General features: G+C 54.7%; 24 protein-coding genes. 10 read left to right on the top strand and 14 right to left on the bottom strand.

Going from position 1 to position 23,976, the window contains the following annotated elements; all coding sequences use genetic code 11:
• Positions 1-107: 107 nt before the first annotated feature.
• Positions 108-2,270, top strand: coding sequence for an ornithine decarboxylase SpeF (gene speF / locus N6G83_RS44635; RefSeq protein WP_211135965.1), 2,163 nt, complete (start codon positions 108-110; stop codon positions 2,268-2,270).
• A 194-nt stretch (positions 2,271-2,464) separates the two neighbouring features.
• On the opposite strand, the gene mltC is transcribed toward speF, so the two are convergent.
• The 3 genes from mltC to mutY all read right to left on the bottom strand — a co-directional run bounded on the left by mltC (position 2,465) and on the right by mutY (position 4,977).
• On the bottom strand, positions 2,465-3,541 hold the full coding sequence (mltC, locus tag N6G83_RS44640) for a membrane-bound lytic murein transglycosylase MltC (RefSeq protein ID WP_021806301.1): 1,077 nt from the start codon (positions 3,539-3,541) through the stop codon (positions 2,465-2,467).
• 66 nt (positions 3,542-3,607) lie between these two features.
• Complete coding sequence (locus N6G83_RS44645) at positions 3,608-3,880, bottom strand: oxidative damage protection protein (RefSeq protein WP_024484083.1); 273 nt, start codon at positions 3,878-3,880, stop codon at positions 3,608-3,610.
• A complete protein-coding gene (mutY, locus tag N6G83_RS44650; RefSeq protein ID WP_024528369.1) occupies positions 3,877-4,977 on the bottom strand; it encodes an A/G-specific adenine glycosylase in 1,101 nt (366 codons plus the stop codon). Before mutY ends, N6G83_RS44645 begins: the two co-directional genes overlap by 4 nt.
• Before the next feature lie 180 nt (positions 4,978-5,157).
• Between mutY and trmB the strand changes: the two genes are divergently transcribed.
• The 4 genes from trmB to N6G83_RS44670 all read left to right on the top strand — a co-directional run bounded on the left by trmB (position 5,158) and on the right by N6G83_RS44670 (position 7,964).
• Positions 5,158-5,877, top strand: coding sequence for a tRNA (guanosine(46)-N7)-methyltransferase TrmB (trmB, locus tag N6G83_RS44655; RefSeq protein WP_021806299.1), 720 nt, complete (start codon positions 5,158-5,160; stop codon positions 5,875-5,877).
• Positions 5,877-6,203: a YggL family protein gene (locus N6G83_RS44660; RefSeq protein WP_024528368.1), complete on the top strand. Its 327-nt coding sequence runs from the start codon at positions 5,877-5,879 to the stop codon at positions 6,201-6,203. The genes trmB and N6G83_RS44660 overlap by 1 nt, the downstream gene beginning before the upstream one ends.
• Positions 6,204-6,283: 80 nt before the next feature.
• Complete coding sequence (gene glsB / locus N6G83_RS44665; RefSeq protein ID WP_024528367.1) at positions 6,284-7,207, top strand: glutaminase B; 924 nt, start codon at positions 6,284-6,286, stop codon at positions 7,205-7,207.
• A gap of 40 nt (positions 7,208-7,247) precedes the next feature.
• Positions 7,248-7,964, top strand: a complete 717-nt coding sequence (locus N6G83_RS44670) for a DUF2884 domain-containing protein (RefSeq protein ID WP_065684559.1) — start codon at positions 7,248-7,250, stop codon at positions 7,962-7,964.
• A 111-nt stretch (positions 7,965-8,075) separates the two neighbouring features.
• Here N6G83_RS44670 and hemW read toward each other — a convergent pair whose 3' ends face one another.
• The 6 genes from hemW to N6G83_RS44700 all read right to left on the bottom strand — a co-directional run bounded on the left by hemW (position 8,076) and on the right by N6G83_RS44700 (position 12,300).
• Complete coding sequence (gene hemW / locus N6G83_RS44675) at positions 8,076-9,227, bottom strand: radical SAM family heme chaperone HemW (RefSeq protein WP_161711671.1); 1,152 nt, start codon at positions 9,225-9,227, stop codon at positions 8,076-8,078.
• On the bottom strand, positions 9,217-9,813 hold the full coding sequence (gene rdgB / locus N6G83_RS44680) for an RdgB/HAM1 family non-canonical purine NTP pyrophosphatase (protein WP_115159327.1): 597 nt from the start codon (positions 9,811-9,813) through the stop codon (positions 9,217-9,219). Before rdgB ends, hemW begins: the two co-directional genes overlap by 11 nt.
• A 17-nt stretch (positions 9,814-9,830) precedes the next feature.
• On the bottom strand, positions 9,831-10,121 hold the full coding sequence (yggU, locus tag N6G83_RS44685; RefSeq protein ID WP_211135110.1) for a DUF167 family protein YggU: 291 nt from the start codon (positions 10,119-10,121) through the stop codon (positions 9,831-9,833).
• Positions 10,118-10,672: a YggT family protein gene (locus N6G83_RS44690; protein ID WP_021179666.1), complete on the bottom strand. Its 555-nt coding sequence runs from the start codon at positions 10,670-10,672 to the stop codon at positions 10,118-10,120. Before N6G83_RS44690 ends, yggU begins: the two co-directional genes overlap by 4 nt.
• Before the next feature lie 82 nt (positions 10,673-10,754).
• Positions 10,755-11,576 (bottom strand): pyrroline-5-carboxylate reductase, encoded by an 822-nt coding sequence (gene proC, locus N6G83_RS44695; protein WP_211135108.1) that lies wholly within the window; start codon positions 11,574-11,576, stop codon positions 10,755-10,757.
• 10 nt (positions 11,577-11,586) lie between these two features.
• On the bottom strand, positions 11,587-12,300 hold the full coding sequence (locus tag N6G83_RS44700; RefSeq protein ID WP_024528361.1) for a YggS family pyridoxal phosphate-dependent enzyme: 714 nt from the start codon (positions 12,298-12,300) through the stop codon (positions 11,587-11,589).
• A gap of 20 nt (positions 12,301-12,320) precedes the next feature.
• Between N6G83_RS44700 and N6G83_RS44705 the strand changes: the two genes are divergently transcribed.
• The 5 genes from N6G83_RS44705 (at position 12,321) to N6G83_RS44730 (ending at position 20,446) form a co-directional block, all read left to right on the top strand.
• Positions 12,321-13,313 carry a type IV pilus twitching motility protein PilT gene (locus N6G83_RS44705; RefSeq protein ID WP_186530227.1) on the top strand — a complete coding sequence of 331 codons (993 nt, stop codon included), beginning with the start codon at positions 12,321-12,323 and terminating at the stop codon, positions 13,311-13,313.
• A 172-nt stretch (positions 13,314-13,485) separates the two neighbouring features.
• The gene (locus N6G83_RS54850) at positions 13,486-14,118 is read left to right on the top strand and encodes a response regulator transcription factor (protein ID WP_074029622.1); all 633 of its coding nucleotides are present in this window, start codon (positions 13,486-13,488) and stop codon (positions 14,116-14,118) included.
• Entirely contained in the window at positions 14,108-17,629 is a 3,522-nt protein-coding gene (locus tag N6G83_RS44720; RefSeq protein ID WP_211135099.1) for an ATP-binding protein, read from the top strand. The genes N6G83_RS54850 and N6G83_RS44720 overlap by 11 nt, the downstream gene beginning before the upstream one ends.
• A 124-nt stretch (positions 17,630-17,753) precedes the next feature.
• Positions 17,754-18,194, top strand: a complete 441-nt coding sequence (locus tag N6G83_RS44725) for a DUF1090 domain-containing protein (protein ID WP_024528357.1) — start codon at positions 17,754-17,756, stop codon at positions 18,192-18,194.
• Between the two features lie 83 nt (positions 18,195-18,277).
• Positions 18,278-20,446 carry a fimbria/pilus outer membrane usher protein gene (locus tag N6G83_RS44730; protein ID WP_211135090.1) on the top strand — a complete coding sequence of 723 codons (2,169 nt, stop codon included), beginning with the start codon at positions 18,278-18,280 and terminating at the stop codon, positions 20,444-20,446.
• Here N6G83_RS44730 and ruvX read toward each other — a convergent pair.
• From ruvX to endA, 5 genes are all read right to left on the bottom strand, one after another.
• Positions 20,409-20,831 carry a Holliday junction resolvase RuvX gene (gene ruvX / locus N6G83_RS44735; RefSeq protein ID WP_021179674.1) on the bottom strand — a complete coding sequence of 141 codons (423 nt, stop codon included), beginning with the start codon at positions 20,829-20,831 and terminating at the stop codon, positions 20,409-20,411. The genes N6G83_RS44730 and ruvX overlap by 38 nt on opposite strands.
• The gene (locus N6G83_RS44740) at positions 20,831-21,394 is read right to left on the bottom strand and encodes a YqgE/AlgH family protein (RefSeq protein WP_024484035.1); all 564 of its coding nucleotides are present in this window, start codon (positions 21,392-21,394) and stop codon (positions 20,831-20,833) included. The genes ruvX and N6G83_RS44740 overlap by 1 nt, the downstream gene beginning before the upstream one ends.
• Before the next feature lie 65 nt (positions 21,395-21,459).
• Entirely contained in the window at positions 21,460-22,410 is a 951-nt protein-coding gene (gene gshB / locus N6G83_RS44745; RefSeq protein WP_024528355.1) for a glutathione synthase, read from the bottom strand.
• A 33-nt stretch (positions 22,411-22,443) separates the two neighbouring features.
• The gene (rsmE, locus tag N6G83_RS44750; RefSeq protein ID WP_024528354.1) at positions 22,444-23,175 is read right to left on the bottom strand and encodes a 16S rRNA (uracil(1498)-N(3))-methyltransferase; all 732 of its coding nucleotides are present in this window, start codon (positions 23,173-23,175) and stop codon (positions 22,444-22,446) included.
• A gap of 68 nt (positions 23,176-23,243) precedes the next feature.
• The gene (gene endA, locus N6G83_RS44755) at positions 23,244-23,942 is read right to left on the bottom strand and encodes a deoxyribonuclease I (RefSeq protein ID WP_024528353.1); all 699 of its coding nucleotides are present in this window, start codon (positions 23,940-23,942) and stop codon (positions 23,244-23,246) included.
• Positions 23,943-23,976: the final 34 nt, after the last annotated feature.

Below are 23,976 nucleotides of genomic sequence, written 5' to 3' on the forward strand. Positions count from 1 at the left end.
CCGGTCATGGTTGCGCCTTGGCTCATCACTTTGCCGGGATAACCAGGGTTATCTCATTATGTGCCCAGTGGCACACCCTCATCCTTAACCGTTTGAGACTCAGCATGATGAAAGAATTGAAGATAGCAACCAGCGCCAGCCTGGTAGCCAGCATTGAAACCCTGCGCGAAATTGTGCGCGTGGGGCAGACTGACTACACCGATGTGGCGGCGGCCGTGGTCTCCGTTAGCGATGTGGATGCCGGTATTCTGGCAACGCTTAAAGCGACCGGCTTTGAGATCCCGACGTTTGTTGCCGTTGAGGGGGATGAACAGCTTTCCCCGGATCACCTACCGTTGATTACTGGCGTATTTGCCTTGGCTGCCGCGACCAAAGCGTTCTACATGGCGCAGTTGGAGGCCGCCGCCGATGCCTACGAGCAGGCGCTGTTACCGCCGTTCTTCAAAACGCTGAAAACCTACGTGGAAATGGAGAACTCAACCTTTGCCTGCCCGGGCCATCAGGGCGGCGAGTTTTTCCGCAAACACCCGGCAGGGCGCAAGTTTTTCGAGTTTTACGGCGAAACGATTTTCCGTTCGGACATGTGCAACGCCGATGTGAAGCTGGGCGATCTGCTGATCCACGAAGGCTCGGCCAAGGATGCGCAAAAACATGCGGCGAAAGTGTTCAACGCCGATAAAACCTACTTCGTGCTGAACGGCACTTCGGCATCCAATAAAGTGGTGACCAACGCGCTGCTGACGCGTGGCGATCTGGTGCTGTTCGATCGCAATAACCATAAATCCAATCACCACGGCGCGTTGATCCAGGCTGGGGCGACGCCGGTGTATCTCGAAACCGCGCGTAACCCGTTTGGTTTTATCGGCGGCATCGATTCCCAATGCTTTGATGAAGCTTACCTGCGCGAGCAAATCCGCCATGTAGCCCCGGAAAAGGCCAATGCGACACGGCCTTTCCGCCTGGCGATCATTCAGCTCGGCACCTATGACGGCACGATTTATAACGCCCGTCAGGTGATCGATACCATCGGCCATCTGTGCGATTACATCCTGTTTGATTCGGCCTGGGTGGGGTATGAAGGCTTTATCCCGATGCTGAAGGAGTGCTCGCCGTTGCTGCTGGAATTGGATGAGCACGATCCGGGTATTTTCGTCACGCAATCGGTGCATAAGCAGCAGGCCGGGTTCTCGCAGACTTCGCAGATCCACAAGAAAGACGATCACATTAAAGGCCAGAAGCGCCACTGCAACCATAAGCATCTCAACAATGCGTTTATGCTGCATGCCTCAACCAGCCCGTTTTATCCGCTGTTTGCCGCGCTGGACGTCAACGCCAAGATGCATGCCGGTGCCGCTGGCCGCCGCATGTGGATGGAGTGCGTCAAGCTGGGGATCGACACGCGTAAACAACTGTTGGCACGCTGCTCGCAGCTGCGGCCCTTTATTCCACCGCAGGTGGCAGGCAAGAACTGGCAGGACTACGATACTGACCTGATCGCCAACGACGCACGCTTCTTCAACTTTGTACCGGGTGAGCAATGGCACGGCTTTGCCGGTTATGCGCAGGGGCAGTATCTGGTCGATCCTTGCAAGTTGCTGCTGACCACGCCGGGGATTGATGCGGCCACCGGTCAGTACACCGAGTTCGGTATCCCGGCCACCATTCTGGCCAACTTCCTGCGTGAGAACGGCATCGTGCCGGAGAAGTGCGATCTCAACTCGATCCTGTTCCTGCTCACCCCGGCGGAGAACCCGGCGAAAATGGATCATCTGGTGGATATGCTGGTGCAGTTCGAGCGATACGTCGAAGCAGATGCGCCACTGAGTGAGGTCTTGCCGACGGTTTATCGCAAGAATCAGCAGCGTTATGCAGGCTACACCCTTCGTCAACTTTGCCAGGAGATGCACGATTTGTACGTCAGCTTCGACGTGAAGCAGTTGCAAAAAGAGATGTTCCGTCAGGATCATTTCCCGCCGGTGATGATGAATCCGCAGGATGCCAACGTCGAGTTTATCCGTGACAACGTTGAGCTGGTGCCGATCGCCCAGGCAGCAGGGCGCATTGCGGCGGAAGGTGCCTTACCTTATCCACCGGGTGTGCTGTGCGTGGTGCCAGGCGAAGTGTGGGGCGGTGCGGTACAGCGTTACTTCCTGGCGCTGGAGGAGGGCATCAACCGCTTGCCTGGCTTCTCACCGGAGCTGCAGGGCGTGTATATCGAGAAGAAAGATCACGGCTGGAAACGGATTTTTGGCTATATGATTAAGCAATGAAGCCCGTTATTTGGCCCCAGTTCGGCGTTCGCCATTGCACCGTACCCAGGTGTGGACGTTAATCTGTAACAAGGTGATGTTGAGGATGAATGCCGTAGCTAAGATCTAGCACGGTCGGTCCCCTCTCCCTGTGGGAGAGGGTTAGGGTGAGGGGAAACATGTCTCCCCCCAGCCCCGTATTTTCCCACCAACGATTACTTCCGCCGGTAGTTTTTCTGTGCATTGTTCACCTTCACCAGATAACGGCGCGATTCACCCGCCGGATGCTTGGTGGTCAGAGTCTGATAAATATCACCAGGCTGCATGCTGTTGATGATGGTTACCGCCTTCGCCTTGTCACTATTGAACACCCGCAACACGCTACCAGCCCCTCCGTTGTATGCGGTGATCACCGCATAACGGCGTGAGGTCGGGTTCTGAATGCCGCCCAGGTAGTTGTTCTGCAAGATCGCCAGATAGGCAGTACCGGTATCGATGTTGTTCTCCGGATCAAACAGGTAGCTGCGGCTTGGTGTGCCCCATTTACCTTTGCTCTGGAACACGTCTTTACCAGCGGTGTGCTGCACCACCTGCATCAGGCCCAGCGCGTCGGAACCGCTTACCGCATACGGGTTAAAGCTGGATTCGGTCTGCATAATTGCCAGGATCAGCGACTCTTCGACGCCGTATTTCTCAGACGCCTGGCGAACCATCGGCAGATATTTGTGTGCACGTTTATCCAGGTGGTTAGGCACCAGTTGCATCGTCACCGAGTAGATCACGTGCAAGCCCGATGTGCGTCTTTTTAGCTTGTTTTGCAGCAGGTAGTCGGCGAAGTGCGCCGCCCGCCATTCCCAGCGGATGGGTTGGCCCTTGTTATCCAGCACCTGGCCGTACAGGAACGGCTCTTTGCTGATCTGGATATCATTGGCGTCGGAATAGAGGTCGATCGAGCCTGGATCGTCACCCATCAACAGGGTGCTGATCACCGCCTGGCGCAGATGAGCAGCAGGATCGGTGGTGGCGATGGTTTCGATAGTGATGGTGCCCGAATCAAAGTTGATGTGGCTACGGGTCTGATATTGGTCGGTATATTTGACGTAGTCCTTTGGCCCGGCAATCAGAACTTCGCTCAGCCCCCAGATGTTCTCGATATTGTGGGCAAATTGGCCCATCAAAATATCAAAGGCGTTGGTGTCTTTGACATAGGCTTCACTGACCACGTCGTTTTTTTTGCCAGAACAGGAGATCAGCAAAGGCGCTATCACTAGCAAAGCTAACATTTTCTTCATCTTGTTAAAGCCGTATACGCGAAGAATTAAACAGGGGGAAAGGGCCAGCGCCTGGCCCGGAAAATCTTATTCGCTCGGTGGCGTATAGCCTTCGATGTGGACCTCATGCCCTTCGAACAGGAAGCGGACCATCTCTTGTTCCAGCAGTTTGCGGTCATCCACGTTCATCATGTTGAGCTTTTTCTCGTTGATCAGCATGGTCTGCTTCTTCATCCATTCTCCCCAGGCTTCCTTGGAGATTTCGTTGTAGATGCGTTTGCCGACTTCCCCTGGATAGAGCTGAAAGTCTTGCCCATCGGCGTCACGCTGCAGGAAGGTACAAAAAATGGTTCTGCTCATGCTAATTCCTCGTCAATGGCGCTGTTGCCAAATAAACCGGGTTGGGTCGGGGACTGTTTGGCCAACTGCTGTAGCAGGCGCTCAACCGGCGCGGCCAGCCCGACCGAAGGGGGCTGCGTTAAGTTATACCAGAGACCGGAACCCGCATCCATGGCGCTACCCGCTTTGTCGATGTTCAGCCACATAGGCACAATATCCAGATGGAAATGGCTGAAGGTGTGGCGGAAGGCGGTCATTTGCTCTAAACGGCTACCTTGCAGGCCGCGTTGTTGCAGCCAGAGTTCAAGATCGATCCGCGCGCTAAACTGTGGGAAGCAGAATAGTCCGCCCCACAGGCCAGTTCCTGGGCGCTGTTCCAGCCAGACACCATCACCCTGTTGCAGCATCAGGAAGTAGGCGGTTTTTTCCGGCAGGGTTTGCTTGGGTTTTTTGCCTGGGTAGTTGGCCCAGCTGCTGTTGCCGTTGGCGATGCAGCCGATATTGAGCGGGCATAGCTCACATTTGGGTTTGCTACGGGTGCAGACCATCGCTCCCAGATCCATCATCGCCTGATTGAACTGGCCAACCCCTTTTGCCGGTGTGACCTCTTCGCTGATCTCCCACAGGCGATTTTCCACCTCTTTCTTGCCCGGCCAGCCAGCTATGGCGTAGCAACGGGCCAGTACGCGCTTGACGTTGCCGTCTAGGATCGGGTAGTGCTGCCCCTGGGACAGAGAGAGAATGGCGCCAGCAGTTGAACGGCCTACGCCAGGCAGCGCGACAATTTCTTCAAAGGTTGTCGGGAACTCACCGCCGTGCTGTGCGACAATGGTCTGCGCCGCTTTATGCAGGTTTCTGGCGCGGGCATAATAGCCAAGCCCGGTCCACAGATGCAGGACTTCATCCTGCGGCGCTTCGGCCAAGGCTCGCACGTTCGGAAAGCGTGCCATAAAGCGCTGAAAATAAGGAATAACGGTGGCAACCTGAGTTTGTTGCAGCATCACCTCAGAGAGCCATACTTGATAAGGCGTTTTATCGAGTTGCCACGGCAGCGTTTTGCGGCCATAGCGTTGGTACCAGTCAAGCACTACGTGCGAGAACTGTTGTGCTTGCATCATGAGCGAGTTCGCTATCCGGCAGATAAATAATGATGCGCGATTGCAGCATAGAGTGATGGTGCTGTAAACCGGAACTTTCCGCAGTAGCACATCCGGTATGATGATGAACGCTTGCTAAAGCAAGGTATCTTTGCATAATGCGCGTTCCCCTAATTGGCAGCCAAATAGACAGAAAGCACTATGATTAATGACGTCATCTCCCCAGAATTTGATGAGAACGGCCGCGCGATGCGCCGTATCCGCAGTTTTGTTCGCCGCCAGGGGCGGTTGACCAAAGGCCAGCAGCAGGCGCTGGACAACTATTGGCCGGTGATGGGCGTGGAATATCAGGCTGAACCTGTCGATATCGCCGCGCTGTTTGGCCGTGAAGCGCCAACCGTGCTGGAGATTGGTTTTGGCATGGGGGCTTCGCTGGTCACCATGGCGGGCAATAACCCGCAGCAGAATTTCCTGGGGATCGAGGTCCATTCGCCGGGCGTGGGTGCCTGTCTGGCCGATGCCCATGAGGCGGAGTTGGCCAACCTGCGGGTGATGTGCCACGATGCGGTAGAAGTCTTGCAGAATATGATCCCGGACGCTTCACTGGATATGGTGCAGTTGTTCTTCCCGGATCCGTGGCACAAGGCGCGCCACAACAAACGCCGCATCGTACAGACGCCGTTTGTTGAGCTGGTGCAGCGCAAATTAAAAGTCGGTGGCGTATTCCATATGGCCACCGACTGGCAACCCTATGCGGAACACATGCTGGAAGTCATGAGCAGCAGCGCGGGTTACCGTAATCTCTCCGAGAGCAATGATTACGTACCGCGTCCGGACTCGCGTCCGCTGACAAAATTTGAATTACGTGGCCAGCGTCTGGGACATGGCGTTTGGGATTTGATGTTTGAGAGGATGGAATAATGGCTAAGAACCGTAGTCGTCGTTTACGTAAAAAGTTGCATATCGAAGAGTTTCAGGAACTGGGCTTCTCCGTCGCCTGGCGTTTTGCCGAAGGGACCGCCGTTGAAGATATCGACAGCACCCTGGACGCGTTTATCGATGAAGTGATCGAGCCGAACGGCCTGGCGTTTGACGGTAGTGGCTACCTGCAGTGGGAAGGTTTGATCTGCCTGCAGAAGATTGGTCATTGCACTGAAGAACACCGTGAGCTGATCAAAAACTGGCTGGAAGCACGTAAGCTGAATGATGTGAAAACCAGCGATCTGTTCGACATCTGGTGGGATTGATCCCGTCCGATTAGCATTGCCGAAGGTGCCTTAATGGCACCTTTGTTTTATCTGGTGTCCTTTCTGGAGTAGTGAGCGCGGTGGTAACAACATTAGATAACGCGTTGCTGGAGGAGATCCTGCAACAGGTACGCCCGTTGATTGGGCAAGGCAAGGTTGCAGACTATATTCCCGCGCTGGCGGAAGTTGCTGCCGATCGGCTGGCGATCGCCGTCTGTACCGTTGACGGCGAGCTGTTTCAGGCCGGGGACGCGACGGAGCGCTTTTCCATCCAGTCGATCTCCAAGGTATTGAGCCTGACGCTGGCGCTAACGCGTTATCAGGAAGGGGAAATCTGGCAGCGGGTGGGGAAAGAGCCCTCTGGCCTGCCGTTTAATTCGCTGCTGCAGTTGGAGATGGAACAGGGAAAACCGCGCAACCCGTTCATCAACCCCGGAGCGCTGGTGGTATGCGATATGCTGCAAACCCGGCTGAGTGCTCCCAAGCAGCGGATGTTGGAAGTGGTGCGCCAACTGGCAGGCGTTGATGATCTGTCGTATGACATTCGCGTGGCGCGTTCCGAATTTGAGCATTCCGATCGCAATGCCGCCATCGCCTATCTGATGAAGTCGTTCGGTAACTTCGACAATGACGTGCTGACCGTGCTGCAAACCTATTTTCACTACTGCGCGTTACGGATGAGCTGCGTTGAGCTGGCACGCAGCTTTGTCTACCTGGCTAACCAGGGCCGAACGCTTGATGGTGAAGAGGTGATCAGCCCCTTGCAGGCCCGGCAAATTAACGCCCTGATGATGACCAGCGGTATGTATGATGGCGCTGGCGAATTTGCCTATCGGGTTGGCATGCCGGGCAAGTCGGGAGTGGGCGGCGGGATTATCGCCATCGTCCCTGATGAACTGTCGATTGTCGTCTGGTCGCCGGAGCTGGATGCATCCGGTAACTCATTGGCGGGAACTGCGGCACTAGAACTGTTGTCTCAACGCATTAGCCGTTCGATTTTTTAACTCCATCGCACATGCGGTTGGAAGGGAGTCAGGAGAAACTATGTTAAAGAGAACCGGATTGGCCTTGCTGTTGTTAACGGCTTCACAGGCGCATGCCGAGTATCAGTGCAGCGTCAGGCCACAGGACGACGTGATTATCAGCCCACAGACCGTGCAGGTGGTGGGGGCTGGCGGTAACCTGCAAATCACCGCCGACGGCGACGTCACTCGTGATGGCAAAGCATTGAGCCTGAACGATAACCAGCGCCAGAAGGCGTTCAGCTACCAGAACGCATTGCGTAAAGATTTACCTTGGATCGATCAGGGCGCGCAGCAGCATCTGGAAAAGGCGCGGGTAGCGCTGGATAAAGTCATCGTTCAGGAGTTGGGTACTGACAGCAACGTGCGTAACCGCCTGACCACGCTCAACGATCAGTTGAAGCAGCAGATGAACCGTATCATCGAACATCGCAGCGACGGTCTCACGTTCCACCACAAGGCGATTGCTCAGGTGGAGCAGGATGGCCGCAATATCGTGCAGCAGAGCATGGGCGGCGTATTGCAGGACAGCCTGAACGAAATGGGCGTCAAGCAGGTCGCCAACAGCAATGGCAACCCGTTGCAGGCGATCATGGGCAATCTGGGTGGGCTACAGCAGGCCATCAAGAACGAATGGAATAATCAGGAGCAGGACTTCCAGAACTTTGGTCGCGACGTGTGCAAGCGCGTAACGGCTCTGGAAACCCAGCGTAAGGATCTGGTTAAGGCGCTTAACTAAGGTTTGACGTCAACAGGTTCCGTTGTTTTAAGCGCTGCACTCTTAACTCGACGGAACCTATTACCCCTGCCAGATAAGCGTGTGACAGTTGAGCCTGCAATTCTACCTAAGCTATTCTTCCGGCAAGAAAAGTTCCAACAGCGAATTAAGGAACAGTTTGCCATGCTCGGTGATCTGCCAATACTCTGGCGTCTCTTGCAGATAGCCTTTGGCTAGCGCTTCGTCCAATGGCGCGCGGATCACGCTCTCATCCAGCCCGGTATATTGGGCGAACTCGGCGCGTGGCGCCGCTTCCAGCAGGCGGAAGCGGTTCATAAAGAACTCGAATGGCCGATCGTGCGCCTCGACTTCATGCAGCTTGTCCCGATAGTCACCCCGCATAAACCCGCGCGGATGCTTGGTTTTGGCGGTGCGCAGAATGCGGCCATCGGCAAAGGTCAGCTTGCCGTGTGCGCCACAACCAATCCCCAGATAGTCGCCAAAGCGCCAGTAGTTGAGGTTGTGCTGACACTGATAACCCGGTTTGGCGTAGGCAGAGGTCTCGTACTGCTGATAACCGGCGGCACTCAACAGCTCATGCCCTTGTTCAAAGATATTCCACAGCGCGTCATCATCCGGCAATACCGGCGGGCGTGAGCTGAACAGGGTATTTGGCTCGATGGTGAGTTGATACCACGACAGATGCGGCGGATTAAGAGCGATAGCTTGACGCAGGTCGTCCAGCGCTTCTTCCAGTGACTGATCCGGCAGGCCATGCATCAGGTCCAGATTGAAACTGCGTAAACCTAGGCCGGTTGCCAGATGTGCCGCGCGTTTAGCCTCATCCGGGCCATGAATGCGCCCCAGACGGGTTAACTTCTCGGCGCTAAAGCTTTGTACGCCAATCGAGATGCGGTTCACCCCGGCGCGCTGGTAGCCACTGAAGCGATCGGCCTCCACGGTACCTGGGTTGGCTTCCATGGTGATCTCGGCGTCATCCTCGACGTGAATGCGCGCCCGCACGCCATCCAGCAGCGCCTGCATAGCTTCGGCACTCAACAGGCTCGGCGTACCACCACCGATAAAGATAGTGCTGATTGCACGACCGCTGGCGAGCGGCAAATCGGCATCCAGATCCGCCAGCAGATGATCGACATATTCCTGGTGCGGGACTTCGCCCTTCAAGGCATGCGAGTTGAAATCACAGTATGGGCACTTTTGTACGCACCAGGGAATATGGATGTACAGGCTGAGCGGTGGCAGTTGTACGCTGTTAGCTGGCATTACGCATCGCTTCCAACATCAACTTCAACGCCTTGCCACGGTGGGAAATGGCAATTTTCTCTTCCCGCGTCAGCTCTGCTGCTGTGCAGCCCAAATCTGGTACGTAGAAGATCGGATCGTAACCGAAGCCGCCAACGCCGGCCGCTTCAAAAGTGATCTCACCGTTCCAGCAACCGTGGAATACCAGCGGGGTGGGATCTTCTGCATGGCGCATATACACCAGCACGCAATGGAATTGAGCACCGCGCTTGCCCGCAGGCACGTCTTTCAGCGTCACCAGCAGCTTGTCCAGATTCTGCTGGTCGCTGGCCTCTAAACCGGCGTAGCGGGCAGAGTAGATACCCGGAGCGCCGCCCAAGGCATCGACCGCCAGGCCAGAGTCGTCGGCAATCGCTGGCAGGCCGGTGATTTGCGCAGCATGGCGGGCTTTGAGAATAGCGTTTTCAATAAACGTCAGGCCGGTTTCTTCGGCGGAGTCTACGCCAAGCTCGGTTTGCGCTACCACGTCAAAGCCGAAATCGGCCAGCAGTTCGGCGAGTTCACGCACTTTGCCGGGGTTGCCGGTGGCAAGAACGATTTTTTGCATATATAGATACCTTGAAATTATTCGATCAGCGCCGTGATGACGTCCGGGATCTGTTGCGGGTTGAGGATGCGCAGTTGCTTGTGCCGCCCCAGTTCGCCTTTCTCTATGAGCACGTTGCTTTTCGCCACTTTGAACTGCTTGGCGATAAACTTGATGAGATGGGCATTGGCCTGGCCATCAACCGGCGGTGCGGTGATGGCGACTTTTATCTCGTCGCCATGCAGGCCAATAATCTGATCGCGGCTGGCTTTGGGCTGAATATATAGCCTGACCACCAGCCCGTCCAGGTGCGTGGTGACTGCACTCACAGCAGGAACCAGAGCTCGCCAAACAGATCCATCCCCAGGTAGTTGATCAGATACAGGATCAGGATCACTACCATCGCGGAGAAATCAATGCCGCCCATCGCCGGGATCACGCGGCGGATAGGGGCCATTAACGGCTCGGTAAGCTGGAACATCACATAGTCAATCGGGCTGCGGCCCTGGCTGATCCAACTCATCAAGGCGCGAATGATCATCACCCAGAAGATCAGGTAGCCGACGGATTTAATCAGAGAAATCAGGCCAAACAACAAGTTGTACAGGCTGAGTGACAGGGTACCGCTCTGGATCAGCAGCAGTAGCGGATATTTGATGGTCATCAGCAGGAATGCCAACAGCAATGAGGCGCTATCTACCGGCCCCATCGAAGGAACGATGCGGCGCAGTGGGCCGACGATCGGCTGGGTGATTTTCACCACAAACTGTGAAAACGGGTTATAAAAGTCAGTGCGCGTCAGTTGCATCCAGATGCGCAACAGCAGCACCATCACGTAAATATCAACGACGGTTTTGACCAGGAAAGTCAGCGTTAGCATGTAAGTTACCCTTCTCCTTAACTTCTGGGTTATCCCCTTGGTTTTCAGACCACCTTGGCGGCCTGAAACTCATCGGGCATAGTTAAAATGATTTTTCCATTTCCTGCGCACGGGAAACAGCGGCCTGCATGGCTTTGGCAACGGTCTCTGGCAACCGTTGTTCGTTGAATACCCGCAACGCCTCTGCGGTAGTGCCCCCTTTGGAGGTCACTTGCTCACGCAGAGTGGCTAGCGAGATCTCCGGATTAGCGGCGGCCAATGCCGCAGCCCCGATAGCGGCTTGCTGCACCAGATCGCGCGCGGCCTGGCTGCTGAACCCCATACGCTCGGCCTCTTGTTGCATGGCATCCATAAACAGGAAGAAATAGGCCGGTGCACTGCCTGCCGCGGCGATCACGCCATTAATGCCGTTTTCGTCATCGACCCAGCAGACTTTACCCACCGAACTCATCAGATCGCGGGTGTAATCACGATCCTGTTGGCTGACCTGCTCGGGAGCATACAGCCCGCTCATCCCTTTACCCACTAATGAAGGGGTATTGGGCATGATGCGCACGATATTCAAGCCTTCACCAAGCATTTGATAGAAACGGCTCACCAGAATACCCGCAGCGATCGACAGCACCAGTTTACCGGAGAAATCGACCTGTTCCTGTAAAGGTAAGCAAACCTGCGCCATCATTTGCGGTTTCACCGCCAGGACCACGACGTCGGCCTGTTGTGCACAGGTGATGTTGTCTGCGCTGCTGTTGATGCCATATTCGGCGGCCAGGGCGTCACGGTTTTTTGCTGACGGCGCACAAACGCTGATGGCGGCTGCCGGATAGCCACCGGCGACCAGGCCCGCAATGATAGCGCGAGCCATATTACCGGCACCAATAAAGGTAATTTTGCGATGTTGCATCAAATCCTCGTTATACGGTGGTGTGCGAGTAGTCACGGGCACCAAAAATTGCGGTGCCGATACGAACCATCGTGCTGCCAGCGGCGATCGCTGCCTGCATATCATCTGTCATGCCCATCGACAGCGTATCCACCTGCGGATAGCGCTGCTTGAGCTCCTGGAAAGCGTCGTTCATCTGGCCGAATGTCGCCAGTTGGCGCTGATAGTCGTGTTCCGGTGCTGGGATGGCCATTAACCCACGCAAGCACAGGTTAGGCAATGCGGCTACCGCCTCGGCCAGCGCTGGCAGCTCACTCAATACAATGCCAGATTTACTCTGCTCGTCACTGATATTTATCTGGATCAGCACGTTTAACGGCGGCATTTCTGCGGGGCGCTGATCGCTCAGGCGCAGGGCAATACGCAAGCGGTCAACGGTGTGGCACCAGGCAAAGTGCTCTGCCACCAGCCTGCTTTTATTGGATTGCAGCGGGCCGATAAAGTGCCATTCCAATCCAGCCCCTTCAGGTCGCTGGGCAAAATACTGGATCTTGTCTACCCCTTCCTGCACGTAATTCTCGCCGAACGCGTGCTGGCCTGCGGCGATGGCTTGTGCGATCGCCTCCGCAGGTTTGGTTTTGCTGACTGCAAGCAATGTCACTTCTTCTGGAATGCGTGCGCAGTCTTGAGCGGCCGCGGCAATACGGCTCCTGACATCCTGCAGATTCTGTTGGATAGTGCTCATGATTAACCCGGGAGATTGATATGGATATCGATGAATTTGTGGCTCTTAGTGTAAAGCATAATGCCTCCGATCTGCACCTTTGTACCGGCCATCTGCCAATGTTACGTATCGATGGTGAACTCCAGGCCGTGGAAAGCGGGGAAATCCTTACCCAACAGCAGATGGAGGCATGGTGCCAAGCGCAGTTGTCGAAGACGATGTGGCAGCAACTCCAGCAGGTGGGGCAGCTCGATCTGGCGTTAGCCCTTGCTGGTGGCACCCGGCTGCGTGCCAATTTCTTTTTGCAGAATACCGGGGTCTCCGTGGCGTTACGCAGGATCGCCAGCCAGTGCCCCACGTTGGCCGAACTGACCACCCCGGAAATTATTCCGGCGCTGCTGCAGCGCGAAGATGGCTTGATACTTGTCACCGGCGCTACCGGCAGCGGCAAGTCGACCACGTTGGCGGCGATGATCGACTTTATTAATCGGCATCAGCGCCGCCATATCCTCACGCTGGAAGATCCGATCGAGTTTATCCATCGTAGCCAGCGTTCCCTGATTCAGCAGCGCGAGTTAGGGCGGGATACCCACAGTTTTGACGATGCGTTGCGGGCCGCACTGCGTGAGGATCCAGACGTGATCCTGCTGGGGGAACTGCGTGATACCACCACCGTTCGGCTGGCGTTGACCGCGGCAGAAACCGGCCATTTAGTCTTGGCCACCTTGCATACCCGCAGCGCGCCACAGGCGGTGGAACGGCTGGTGGATGTTTTCCCGGCGGAAGAGAAAGCCTATGTTCGTGCTCAGTTGGCCAGTAGCCTGCAGGCGGTGATCGCCCAAAAGCTGCTGAGCAAGCTCGGGGGAGGGCGTGTTGCCATTTACGAGATCCTCACGGCCACGGCGGCGGTGAGCAGCATGATCCGCGAAGGGAAAACTCATCAGTTGGTCAGCGTATTGCAAACCGGTGCGCAGTCAGGCATGCAAACTTTTGAACAGGGCCTGCAACAGCGTGTTGCACAGGGAATATTATAATGCCACAATCAATTAACTATTCTCCCCCTTATTTTTAATTGTAATCAATAGCACAGAGGTTGTGTGCGAGAGCGAAGTATATTGGTAACTTAAGTGCGAACCCCGTTGCAGTATTAAGCAGCTATCTTTTGGCTGTTACTTTTAGGATTAGTATTAGGATAAGGATGTTCTTATGAGTTCCTGGCTGATTGTTGACGATCACCCCGCAATTTGTTTCGCTGTGAAAGCAATTTTATCTCCATTAGGTGATAATTCAATTCTTACTGCCACCAACGGCTTGGACGCCCTGGCGCGAATAAAGGAAAGTACGCCGCAGTTGGTGATCCTGGATATCATGCTGAACAAAATGGATGGGCTGCAGATTTTACAGCATATTCGCCAAGTAGATAGCGATATCAAAGTGGTTGTCTACACGAGCCTACCCGCAGAGAGTTATGCAGAAAGAGCGTTACGGGCCGGAGCTCGCGGCTTCTTCAACAAAGATCAGGACATTAGTCAATTGGCTCCGTTGTGCCAATTGGTACTGCAAGGCTATGCTTGTTTTCCGCAGGCTACTCTATTGCCATTGCTGACTGCTCCGCTACAGAATAAGAATATACTGACTCGCCTTTCCGATCGTGAATTGACGGTGTTGCGTTACTTATCCGAGGGGCTTAGTAATAAGGAAATTGCCGATCGCCTGATCCTAAGCAATAAAACTATCAGCACTTATAAGACACGTCTGATGGAAAAATTAAAAGTTAGTCATCCTGAGGAGTTAGTTAATTTTTATCATCATCAGGATGAGTGTTCTGATGGTAAATAAATTCGTTATCTTGCTGCTGTTTTTTTGCTTTGGTGTTTCTGCAGAGGACGTTCAGGCATTCCGTGAAATTAACCTGCTTAGTCGCAGCCAGATCCAATTATCTGAGCCTGATTTAACCAGTGAGGATTGGCAATGGCTGCGCCGCAAACGTGTGCTGGTTTTCGGCATTGCGGCCCCGAATTACCCTCCTTTTGATATCACCAATGGTACGCGGGATTATGGCGGCATCAATGCTGACTATCTGGGGGCTGTCGGTTATAACCTGAACGTGCAGATAAAAGTGCGTTACTACGAGGATAGCGCAACCTTACGTCACGATCTGGCCACAGGGAAGGTGGATCTGATCGGCAATGTTGCGGTAAAAAGCCAAGACGATCCTGGTTTGCTGCTTTCAGCTCCCTATGTGCTTGCCTCCCCGGCACTGATCATGCGTACCGACAGTCTGCTGCAACAGCGTCCGCTAAAAAATATCGCCATTGAGCGTCTCTATAGCGGCAATCAGAAGCTGACCGAACGTTTTGCCGCTGCGGAGTACCAGGTTTTTGATATCCCACGTCGGGCGCTGGAGGCGCTGTCATTTAAAAAGCTGGATGCTTTTATCGGAGATGCCAAGGTCGCCCGTTATCTCATCAACCAGGGCAATCTGAATAATCTGCGCATGCAATTGCTGCCACCGCAGGATATCAAGGGTTTTTCCTTTGGTCTGGCGCAAAAGAATGTGCGCCTGCAGCGGGTGTTGAATGCCGTGCTGGCCAAGATTCCCGAAAGTACGCATGCAGAGATACAAAGCCGTTGGAATGGGGGTATCCCCATGTCTCTAGGGGAAGAGCACCTGTTGCTCACCTCTCTGGAAAGAAAGTGGGTTGAAGAACACCCCAGCGTACGGGTGGTGGTCAATGGTGATTTTGCTCCTTTAGGTTTCTTCGATGTACAGGGCGAGTTCCGTGGTCTGACTGCAGATGTGATGGATGCAATCTCCAGCCGTACCGGTCTGAAGTTTGAGATTATCCGGGCAGACTCACTACAAGACTCGTTGAATGCCATCAAAGCAGGCAAAGCCGACATTGTGGCTGGCGTAACGCTGGATGCAATCTGGCCTAACGGTTTGTTAACGACTCGCTCCTATTTATTTAATTCCTGGGTGTTGGTGGGAATACCGCAGCAAACCAAGCATGATCCTCCTCAGTTGATTGCTCTGGTGGCAGGGCATCCTTTACGGGCTCAGCTACAGGAACAGTATCCCGCCAGCCGGGTGATTGGCGTAAGCTCGCCACAGGTTGGTATTGCGGCGTTAAGATCAGGGAAGGTAGAGGCCCTGGTATTGCCGATGATCAGTGCCGATTACTTTCTGGCCCGAGATCCCACCTCAGGACTGAGTATTTTGAGTGCTCTGGATGCTGAACCCGCACGTTTTGTCATTGGGGTATCTGGTAATGAATACCCGCTCGCCACCATCCTCGACAAGGCATTGCTGAATATCCCCCCAGAGGATATCCATGCGATGACCAGCAATTGGTATAACAATACCTATCTGCTTGAAGGGACACCGGGTGATGGAAAATTGCTTGCCCACTGTTATTCCACAGCGTGGTTACTGATCGTTCTGTTGCTGGCCGTGCTGGTGATAGCCTTGGCTATCAGCCGGTTGCGCAATAATCGCCGCCTGGTGCAGCGTTGTCAGGCGGTCATCGATAGCGTGCCCTTGCCGATTTACATCACCAATCTGAAAGACCAGATAGTGATGGCGAATACGCCGTTTTTTAATGCCATCAATGTTCCTGCAGAGACGGTGATCGGTAGCTCACTGGAGAACTACTCACTGCAGTTACCTGTTGCGTTGGATATTGGCCGGGGCGGTGAACAGGAACCGGTTTTATCTGTTATGCAGTTTGGGGGCCAGTCGCGCATTTTGCAGCAGTGGGGCCAATTGCTGATTACTGAAGATCAGCGTGCTGAAGGAAAAATTGGCGGATGGTTCGATGTGACCGAACGCGATCGCCTGATTGCTCAGTTACAGCAGGCGAAGGAGCGTGCTGACAGTGCCAACCGGGCTAAAACCACTTTCCTGGCCACCATGAGCCATGAGATCCGCACTCCGCTCAATGCCATTATCGGCATGTTGGAACTGTTGCTGAACCGCCCGCAGCGGGAGGAAGCTTTAGATCGAGAACTGCTGAGCGTTGCACATGAGTCCGCCCATTCTCTGCTGGCCTTGATTGGTGACATTCTTGATATCTCACGCATTGAGGCGGACCGTCTGATCCTGCATCCACAGCGTGCAGATATCCGTCGCCTGATTGAAGCCGTGGCGATGTTATTTGACGGTGTGGCACGCCAAAAAGGGTTAGCGTTCAGGTTGGATATTGACGCGGAGATCACCGGCGATGTGTTAGTTGATCCCATGCGTTTCAAGCAGGTGCTATCCAATCTGGTGAGTAATGCCATCAAGTTTACCGAGCAGGGGCAGGTCACGCTCAGTGTCGCGGTCGATCAGATTAGCGAAGAACGAGCGGATCTGCGGCTACGTGTTTCTGATACTGGCAAGGGGATTGATGCAGCCACTCAAGAGCGTCTTTTCCAACCCTTTACTCAGGGCAATGGAGAGGCTGGCGGGACAGGGCTTGGGCTGTATATTTGCCGCAAGCTGGTGGAGATGATGGGGGGAACCATCGTATTGAACAGTGAGGTTGGGATTGGCAGCGACGTCACCGTGCTGCTTTCGGTGCCGAGATTGCTGAAATTCCCCCCTCAAACACCTCTGGAGGAACCAGCCCCGGTGGCATCATCCCAACTGCGGGTCCTGATCGTTGAAGATCATCCTGCGGGCAGAATGTTGTTGACCCAACAGCTGCAGTTTCTTGGCCATCAGCCTAGTGCGGTGGGGGATGGGGAGCAGGCGCTGCAGTTGTTGGAGCAGGAGAGCTTCAACCTGATTATCACCGACTGCCAGATGCCTGAACGCGATGGTTACAGCCTGAGCCGCCAAATCAGGCACCTCGAGCGTGAACAGCAGTCTGCTCCTACGGTGATCTGGGGGCTGACGGCCAATGCGCAAGAAAGTGCACGGGAGGCATGTCTGCAGGCGGGAATGGATGACTGCCTGTTCAAGCCGGTTAACCTGAGCATATTAAAAACGAAATTGTCTACGCTGCCACTGACTGATGCGGGGAACACTGAAGAGGAGCCTGCGTTTGACGTGGAAGACTTGCCAGCGGAATTGCGCCAGCCAAAGGTATTGCAAGAGTTCATCCAAACGTTGCTGGATTGTTTACAGGAAGACTGCACGCAACTTGCCATGGACATGAAGCAACAACCGATGGACCTGATAAGCATACGGGCGTTGGCTCATAAATTGGCCGGTGCGGCCCGGTTGGTGAATGCTGAAAAATTGAATCAAGCTTGTCAGTCATTGCATGACAACCCCGTACTGGAAACCGCAGCAGCGGTGCTAGGGGAAGCGCAACGGATGCTCAACACCCTAATGAAAGTACAGCGGACTACAGGAGAATAGTCTCTTCCTACAGAGTGATTAAGGCTTTTGTAGATTTTAAGGTAATCCGCTTCACCTTATTCTTTGCCGCACAGGAAGGGGGGCGTGGTGTTCCCCATGTGTAATGACGTTTAAGGATAACATTATGAAAAACATTACTAAATTAGCGGTTCTGCCACTGGTTCTGGTTCTGGGTGCTAGCTTCTCTACCATGGCTAATGCGGCTTATGACTGTAATGCCAAACGTGCTGCGATCGAATATCAGATCCAGCAGGCTGAGAAGTACGGTAACTACAACCGCGTAGCGGGTCTGAAGCGTGCTCTGAGCGAAGTGAATGCCCATTGCACCAACGGCAGCGTGCTGCAGGACGCGCAGAAGAAAGTTACCAAGCTGGAACAGAAACTGGCTGACAAGCAGCAAGACGTCCAGGAAATTAAAGCCGACCTGCGCGAAGCTCAGGCTAAAGGCGACGCCAAGAAAGTGGCTAAGTACGAGAAAAAACTGCAAGAAAAGCAGGCTGACGTAAAAGAAATCAAACAAGAGCTGAAACAGGCTCGTGCTGAACTGGCAGCGGCACAGAAATAAGCAGCCATGACTTGGTAATTAAGGGGCGCAGATGCGCCTCTTTTTGTGTTGGGTAAATATTGTGGTTAGCACTCAGGGAACGAATGAAACCCACTTTTCATATTGCCATTATGTCGTTAGGCCTGTTGGTTAACGGTGCCAGGGCTGAAATAAATAACGTCTATCTTATTATTAACGATAACTTTAAGGGCGAGGTGGCCGTTAATCTGGGGGAGGATGAGCAGCCGTGTATTAATGCCCCATTGCTACGCGAGTGGGGGATACGTGATGCTGCGATGGTGATGGAAACGACCCCTGAGGGCTGTATTCTGCCTGACGTATTGAATGCCCGAAAAATTGGGGTGTTCTTTGAGCCGATAGCACAATTGCTGACGGTAGATATCCCGGCTAGCTTACTGGGTGACAGCAAGCTAGCCGGCCGTTGGGATGATGGTATCAATGCGGCATTTGTTAACTACCAGTTTAATTATGGCCATTATGCGGGTGAAAACTACCACACTGCGCAACGTCACGACAGCCTGTATGCCGATGTTACCGCTGGGGCCAATATCGGCCCTTGGCGACTGCGTTATCAACCTGTTTATCAGAAAGATACCTGGGGAGAGCCGACCTGGCATACTGAAAAGGCATTGGCCTATCGTGATATCAAAGCCTGGCGCGCCACACTGACCGTAGGCGACAGCGTAACGCCGTCAGCGTTATTCGACAACGTCCGCTTCCGTGGCATGAGCCTGGTGTCAGATAGCCGGATGCTACCGGATGGCCTGCGGCAATTTTCGCCCTGGGTCCGAGGTTTCGCCCGCAGCAATGCGGAAGTGAGAGTGCGGCAGAACGGTGAAGTGATCTACCAAACGTTTGTTCCCCCTGGGGCTTTTGTGTTGAAAGATGTCTATCCGCCCGCGATTGAGGGGGATCTTACCGTCACAATACGGGAAAGTGATAGCACCGAAACTGAACGAAAAATTCCTTACTCCTCCATGCCTAACCTGGTTTACGTCGGCCAGTGGCGCTACGACGCCACGGTGGGTAAATACCAACCCTACTACGGCATGGAAGAGGATCAGCCGAGCTTTGCGCAGGCGTCACTTAGCTACGGGTTACCGGGAAAGGTTACGCTGTATGGTGGTTTCCAAGGGGCCGATATTTATCGCAGCGCGGCGGTCGGGATTGGTAAGAGTCTTAACCACTGGGGGGCGATCTCGGCGGATTACACGTTTTCATCTGCCCGTCAGCCGAGGCGTTCAGCGCCGGACACTGGCGGCATGGCGCGTATGCGTTACGCCAAGGCTTTCCCTGCCTGGGAGTCTTCCCTCAGCCTGATGGCACAATACTATCCGCGGCAGCGCTATCGTACGTTTGGCACGGCGATAGATCAGCAGAGCACCTATTGGTGGGACTGGGAAGACGGCATTTTTGTCGGTGACTTTGACGAGGAAAAAAAGTATCGCCTGGAGGCGCGTTATAACCAGTATCTGTCCGATTCAGACAGCCTCTACCTGACGTTGGTTCGAGAGGCCACTCGGGGTAATCAAAGAGGCGAGACCAGCGTCGAGATGGGTTTCAGCTCCAGCCTGGGTAAGGTAGACGTTGCGCTGTATGCGGAATATAACCGCCCCTCGTATGGCAAAGAACAGGCCCAGTTGGGGCTATCTGTCTCGCTGCCGTTGAGTGCATTGGGTGTGTCACGTATGAAGCTGAACTACGATCATACGCTGGCTAACGATCGGACCGACAGCCGGCGGATAGGCGTCAGCGGAACCTTGCTCTCCGACTATAGCCTGAGCTACAACGCCAGCACCAGTCAGAGCCAGCGATACGGCAACAGCCAGGACGTGAGCGGCAATTATCAATATAACGCTGGCGAGGTGCGGGCCGGTTATTCTCAAGGCAAAGGGTATCGCCAGCAGAATATGGAACTCTCCGGTAGCCTGATGGCGCATCAGGAAGGGATCACGCTGGGGCAGACGTTAGGAGAGACTATAGCTATCGTCAGCGTGCCGGGTACGCCGGGGATCGGCGTCGATAATCAGTATGGTGTAACTACCGACTGGCGGGGCTATGCGTTGATAAGCAATCTGACACCGTACCGCATAAACAACCTCACGTTGGACAGCTTTGAGCTACCGGATACGCTTGAGTTGCCTGAATCTGAGCAGGATGTTGTGCCGACGGCTGGCGCGATCATGTTCAGCCGCTTTGCTCCGGCACGGAAAATCAGCCCGGATGCTGCTCAAACCAGCTTTCGAGAATAACCACGGCGGAGGCAGAATCGACGCTGCCTTTATCCAATGCGCGGAATCCCCCATGGTCAAACAGATTGGCCCGTGCCTCAACGGTGCTCAGGCGCTCATCATGCAGGGCAATCTGCACGCCAAAGCGGCCATGCAGCCGGTTGGCAAATTTACGCGCTCGTTCGGTTAGTGGCTGCTCGGTGCCATCCATATTCAACGGTAAGCCAACCACCACCAGGTCTGGCTGCCATTCTTTCAGCAGGCGTTCGATCTTCTGCCAGTCAGGAACACCGTCCTGAGCTTTAAAGGCCGCCAGCGCCCGAGCGGTGCCGGTAATTTCCTGGCCGATAGCCGCGCCGATGCTTTTGGTGCCGAAGTCGAAGGCGATAATGGTGCGGTTAGTCATCAGGCGTGTCCTGCGTGGCTGGCAATGCTGCGAATATCGATGCCAAGGCGGTTGGCTGCTTCGCGCCAGCGGTTGGCGATCGGCGTGTGGAACAGAATGTCGGTGTCAGCCTCGGTCGTCAGCCAGGCATTCTCCAGTAGCTCTTGTTCCAACTGGCCCTTTTCCCAGCCCGCATAGCCAAGCGCCACCAGCACATCGGCGGGTTGATCTGGCGTGCCAAGCGTTTCCAGCACGTCTTTTGAGGTGGTGATCATGGTGGCCGGTGAGATCTGAATGCTGGAGCCAAAGCCTTTGCGTGGGGTGTGCAGAATAAAGCCGCGATCGTCAGCCAGTGGGCCGCCAGCGAACACAGGCTTATCCAGGCTGATCGCCGGATCGCGCGGTGAAGGCTTGATGTCGAGTTTATCCAGCACCGTCTCCACGGTGAAATGTTCCACGGGCTTGTTGATCACTAATCCCATGGCTCCGTCGTCATTATGTTCGCAAACGTATATCACCGAACGTTTGAAGCGCGGATCTTGCATCGCGGGCATGGCAATCAGGAAATGGTGCTGTAAATTCATGGCGTTAATTCAATTGTGAAGTAAAATGCATGCCCTCTCCTAATGAGAGAGGGCGCGTCGTCTGCCTACTTCGCGGCCAGACGTTTTTCAATGGCGTCCATCAGCATGCCGGTGACGGAAACCGGGAATGCGGCTTCGATCTCACGGGCGCAGGTTGGGCTGGTGACGTTGATCTCGGTAAGGCGATCGCCGATCACGTCCAGGCCAACAAAGATCAGCCCTTTCTCTTTTAGCGTTGGGGCAACCGCACGGGCAATTTTCCAGTCGCTTTCGCTCAACGGGCGCGCTTCACCACGGCCACCGGCGGCCAGATTACCACGGGTTTCGCCCTGGGCAGGGATACGCGCCAGGCAGTATGGCACCGGTTCGCCATCCACCACCAGGATGCGTTTATCCCCGTCCTTGATGGCTGGCAGGAAGTTTTGCGCCATGCAGAAGCGGCTGCCGTGTTCGGTCAGGGTTTCGATAATCACCGACAGGTTGGGGTCGTCCTGCTTCACGCGGAAGATAGAGGCCCCGCCCATGCCATCCAGCGGCTTGAGGATGATGTCGCCGTGCTGCTGGTGGAATTTGCGGATATGGGCAGCGCTGCGGCTGACCAGGGTGTCTGGCGTCAGCTCCGGGAACCAGGCGGTGAACAGCTTTTCGTTACAGTCACGCAGGCTCTGTGGCTTGTTGACCACCAGCGTGCCTTTCACTTCGGCCCGTTCCAGGATGTAGGTCGCATAGATGTATTCAGTGTCGAACGGCGGATCTTTGCGCATCAGGATCACGTCCAGATCCTGCAACGCCAGGTCCTGCTCGCTGCCAAAGCTGAACCAGCTCGCTTTGTCTTCTTTCACGTTCAGCAGGCGCGTGCGGGCACGGCCATCACCGGCATGCAGATAGAGATCGTTCATCTCCATATAATGCAGTTCCCAGCCGCGGCGCTGCGCTTCGAGCAGCATGGCAAAGCTGGTGTCTTTTTTGATATTGATGGATGCGATAGGGTCCATCACGATGCCGAGCTTGATCATCTCTTCTCCTTACGAACCTGTGAAGACAGGTCCTTAGCCCAGGTCGCCGAAACGAACCTGCAAAGCGGTAATTGCGGTGAGCGCGGTGGTTTCTGTACGCAAAACGCGTGGCCCCAGCAGGATATCAGTAAATCCATAGTCTGTGGTCATGGCAATTTCTTCGGCGGATAATCCGCCCTCCGGCCCAATCAGCAGACGTACGCTGACTACCGGCAACGGCAAGGTATTGATGCTTTGGCTGGCGCGTGGATGCAGGTTCAGCTTGAGGCTATCGTCCTGCTCGGCGCACCAGTGTTCCAGAGTCATCGCTGGGCGGATTTCCGGAATGCGGTTGCGGCCGCATTGCTCGCAGGCCGCGATGGCGATTTTTTGCCACTGCTGGAGCTTTTTCTCCAGGCGCTCACCGTCGAGTTTAACGCCGCAGCGCTCGGAAAATAGCGGAGTGATCACGTTCACCCCCAACTCAATGGATTTCTGGATGGTGAATTCCATCTTTTCGCCACGGGAGATCACCTGGCCAAGATGTAAGTTGAGTGGTGATTCGCGATCTTCCAGTTGCCCGGCGTTGATCTGAACCAGCACGTTCTTTTTATCCACCCGGGTGATTTCTGCCTCAAACACCTGGTTGCTGCCATCGAACAGTTGCAGTGCCTGCCCGGCGCTCATCCGCAGCACGCGGCCGACATGATTGGCGGCATCCTCGCTCAATGCAATTTCTGCACTGGCGCTCAAGGGCTCTGGATGGTAAATGCGGGGTTTACGCATAATGATTGTCAGATCCTGGCTCAATGAAACGGCGCTGCCGATGGGCAGCGCGAAAGCACTATAGTAGGTCAGCCTTTTTGCTGCTGACAAGCCTGTTGAATATAAGGGTTGTGATTCCCTTGTACTATGGCGATGCGTGCTTCACGTTGACATTCCCAGGCGCTGACCGGATACAGGCGGTTCCAGGCTTCAAACAGCTGGGTTTGCTGGCGTGAAAGCGGCAACTGGTAGCGATCGCGCATGTAGAAGTAGGTGCGGGCGATCGCACCTCGCGCACGGGCCGGTGGCTCGGCCTGCTTGTTTTTGAAGTCCACTTTCATTTGGCACTGTCCGTATTGCCCTTCGCCACCCCGCCACTGGCTGTACATAAAGTTATTACGGTCACCGTTTACTTCACCGATGGCGGGTTGCAGGTTGTGCAGATCGATCTCTATCTGGCGATAAACCGGATCCTTGTTGCAGTTTTTACGCCCACCCTGTTGCCAGCACTGCAACTGATGGCCGAACTGCCAGGCCGGAACCACATGTTCCCACTCGATACGCCCGGCGCGTTGGGCATTTTTACGGACCTGATAGCCGCAGCTAGCGAGATCGGGAATGCCTTTCTTACCTTGCCAATCGATCTTGCAGCCACAATAAAAGCTACCTGGGGCGTCCTGGTTGATTTTGGCGGCAGCAGCCTTGGCCTGGGTAAAGTTATTAATCCCCTTGGCTAGCGTGCCGCTGGAGGCCGTCAATACGACTAAAAATAAAATTTTGCGATGCATATTCCAAAACAGCTCAAAATTGGAAAGGCAGGCA

The sequence above is a fragment of the Serratia sp. PL7 genome (assembly GCF_945957435.1).

Coding starts and splice junctions, on each gene's coding strand:
- speF (WP_211135965.1), top strand. CDS start 108: ATGAAAGAATTGAAGATAGCAACCAGCGCCAGCCTGGTAGCCAGCATT.
- mltC (WP_021806301.1), bottom strand. CDS start 3,541: ATGAAGAAAATGTTAGCTTTGCTAGTGATAGCGCCTTTGCTGATCTCC.
- N6G83_RS44645 (WP_024484083.1), bottom strand. CDS start 3,880: ATGAGCAGAACCATTTTTTGTACCTTCCTGCAGCGTGACGCCGATGGG.
- mutY (WP_024528369.1), bottom strand. CDS start 4,977: ATGATGCAAGCACAACAGTTCTCGCACGTAGTGCTTGACTGGTACCAA.
- trmB (WP_021806299.1), top strand. CDS start 5,158: ATGATTAATGACGTCATCTCCCCAGAATTTGATGAGAACGGCCGCGCG.
- N6G83_RS44660 (WP_024528368.1), top strand. CDS start 5,877: ATGGCTAAGAACCGTAGTCGTCGTTTACGTAAAAAGTTGCATATCGAA.
- N6G83_RS44670 (WP_065684559.1), top strand. CDS start 7,248: ATGTTAAAGAGAACCGGATTGGCCTTGCTGTTGTTAACGGCTTCACAG.
- hemW (WP_161711671.1), bottom strand. CDS start 9,227: ATGCCAGCTAACAGCGTACAACTGCCACCGCTCAGCCTGTACATCCAT.
- rdgB (WP_115159327.1), bottom strand. CDS start 9,813: ATGCAAAAAATCGTTCTTGCCACCGGCAACCCCGGCAAAGTGCGTGAA.
- N6G83_RS44690 (WP_021179666.1), bottom strand. CDS start 10,672: ATGCTAACGCTGACTTTCCTGGTCAAAACCGTCGTTGATATTTACGTG.
- proC (WP_211135108.1), bottom strand. CDS start 11,576: ATGCAACATCGCAAAATTACCTTTATTGGTGCCGGTAATATGGCTCGC.
- N6G83_RS44700 (WP_024528361.1), bottom strand. CDS start 12,300: ATGAGCACTATCCAACAGAATCTGCAGGATGTCAGGAGCCGTATTGCC.
- N6G83_RS44705 (WP_186530227.1), top strand. CDS start 12,321: ATGGATATCGATGAATTTGTGGCTCTTAGTGTAAAGCATAATGCCTCC.
- N6G83_RS54850 (WP_074029622.1), top strand. CDS start 13,486: ATGAGTTCCTGGCTGATTGTTGACGATCACCCCGCAATTTGTTTCGCT.
- N6G83_RS44720 (WP_211135099.1), top strand. CDS start 14,108: ATGGTAAATAAATTCGTTATCTTGCTGCTGTTTTTTTGCTTTGGTGTT.
- N6G83_RS44725 (WP_024528357.1), top strand. CDS start 17,754: ATGAAAAACATTACTAAATTAGCGGTTCTGCCACTGGTTCTGGTTCTG.
- N6G83_RS44730 (WP_211135090.1), top strand. CDS start 18,278: ATGAAACCCACTTTTCATATTGCCATTATGTCGTTAGGCCTGTTGGTT.
- ruvX (WP_021179674.1), bottom strand. CDS start 20,831: ATGACTAACCGCACCATTATCGCCTTCGACTTCGGCACCAAAAGCATC.
- N6G83_RS44740 (WP_024484035.1), bottom strand. CDS start 21,394: ATGAATTTACAGCACCATTTCCTGATTGCCATGCCCGCGATGCAAGAT.
- gshB (WP_024528355.1), bottom strand. CDS start 22,410: ATGATCAAGCTCGGCATCGTGATGGACCCTATCGCATCCATCAATATC.
- rsmE (WP_024528354.1), bottom strand. CDS start 23,175: ATGCGTAAACCCCGCATTTACCATCCAGAGCCCTTGAGCGCCAGTGCA.
- endA (WP_024528353.1), bottom strand. CDS start 23,942: ATGCATCGCAAAATTTTATTTTTAGTCGTATTGACGGCCTCCAGCGGC.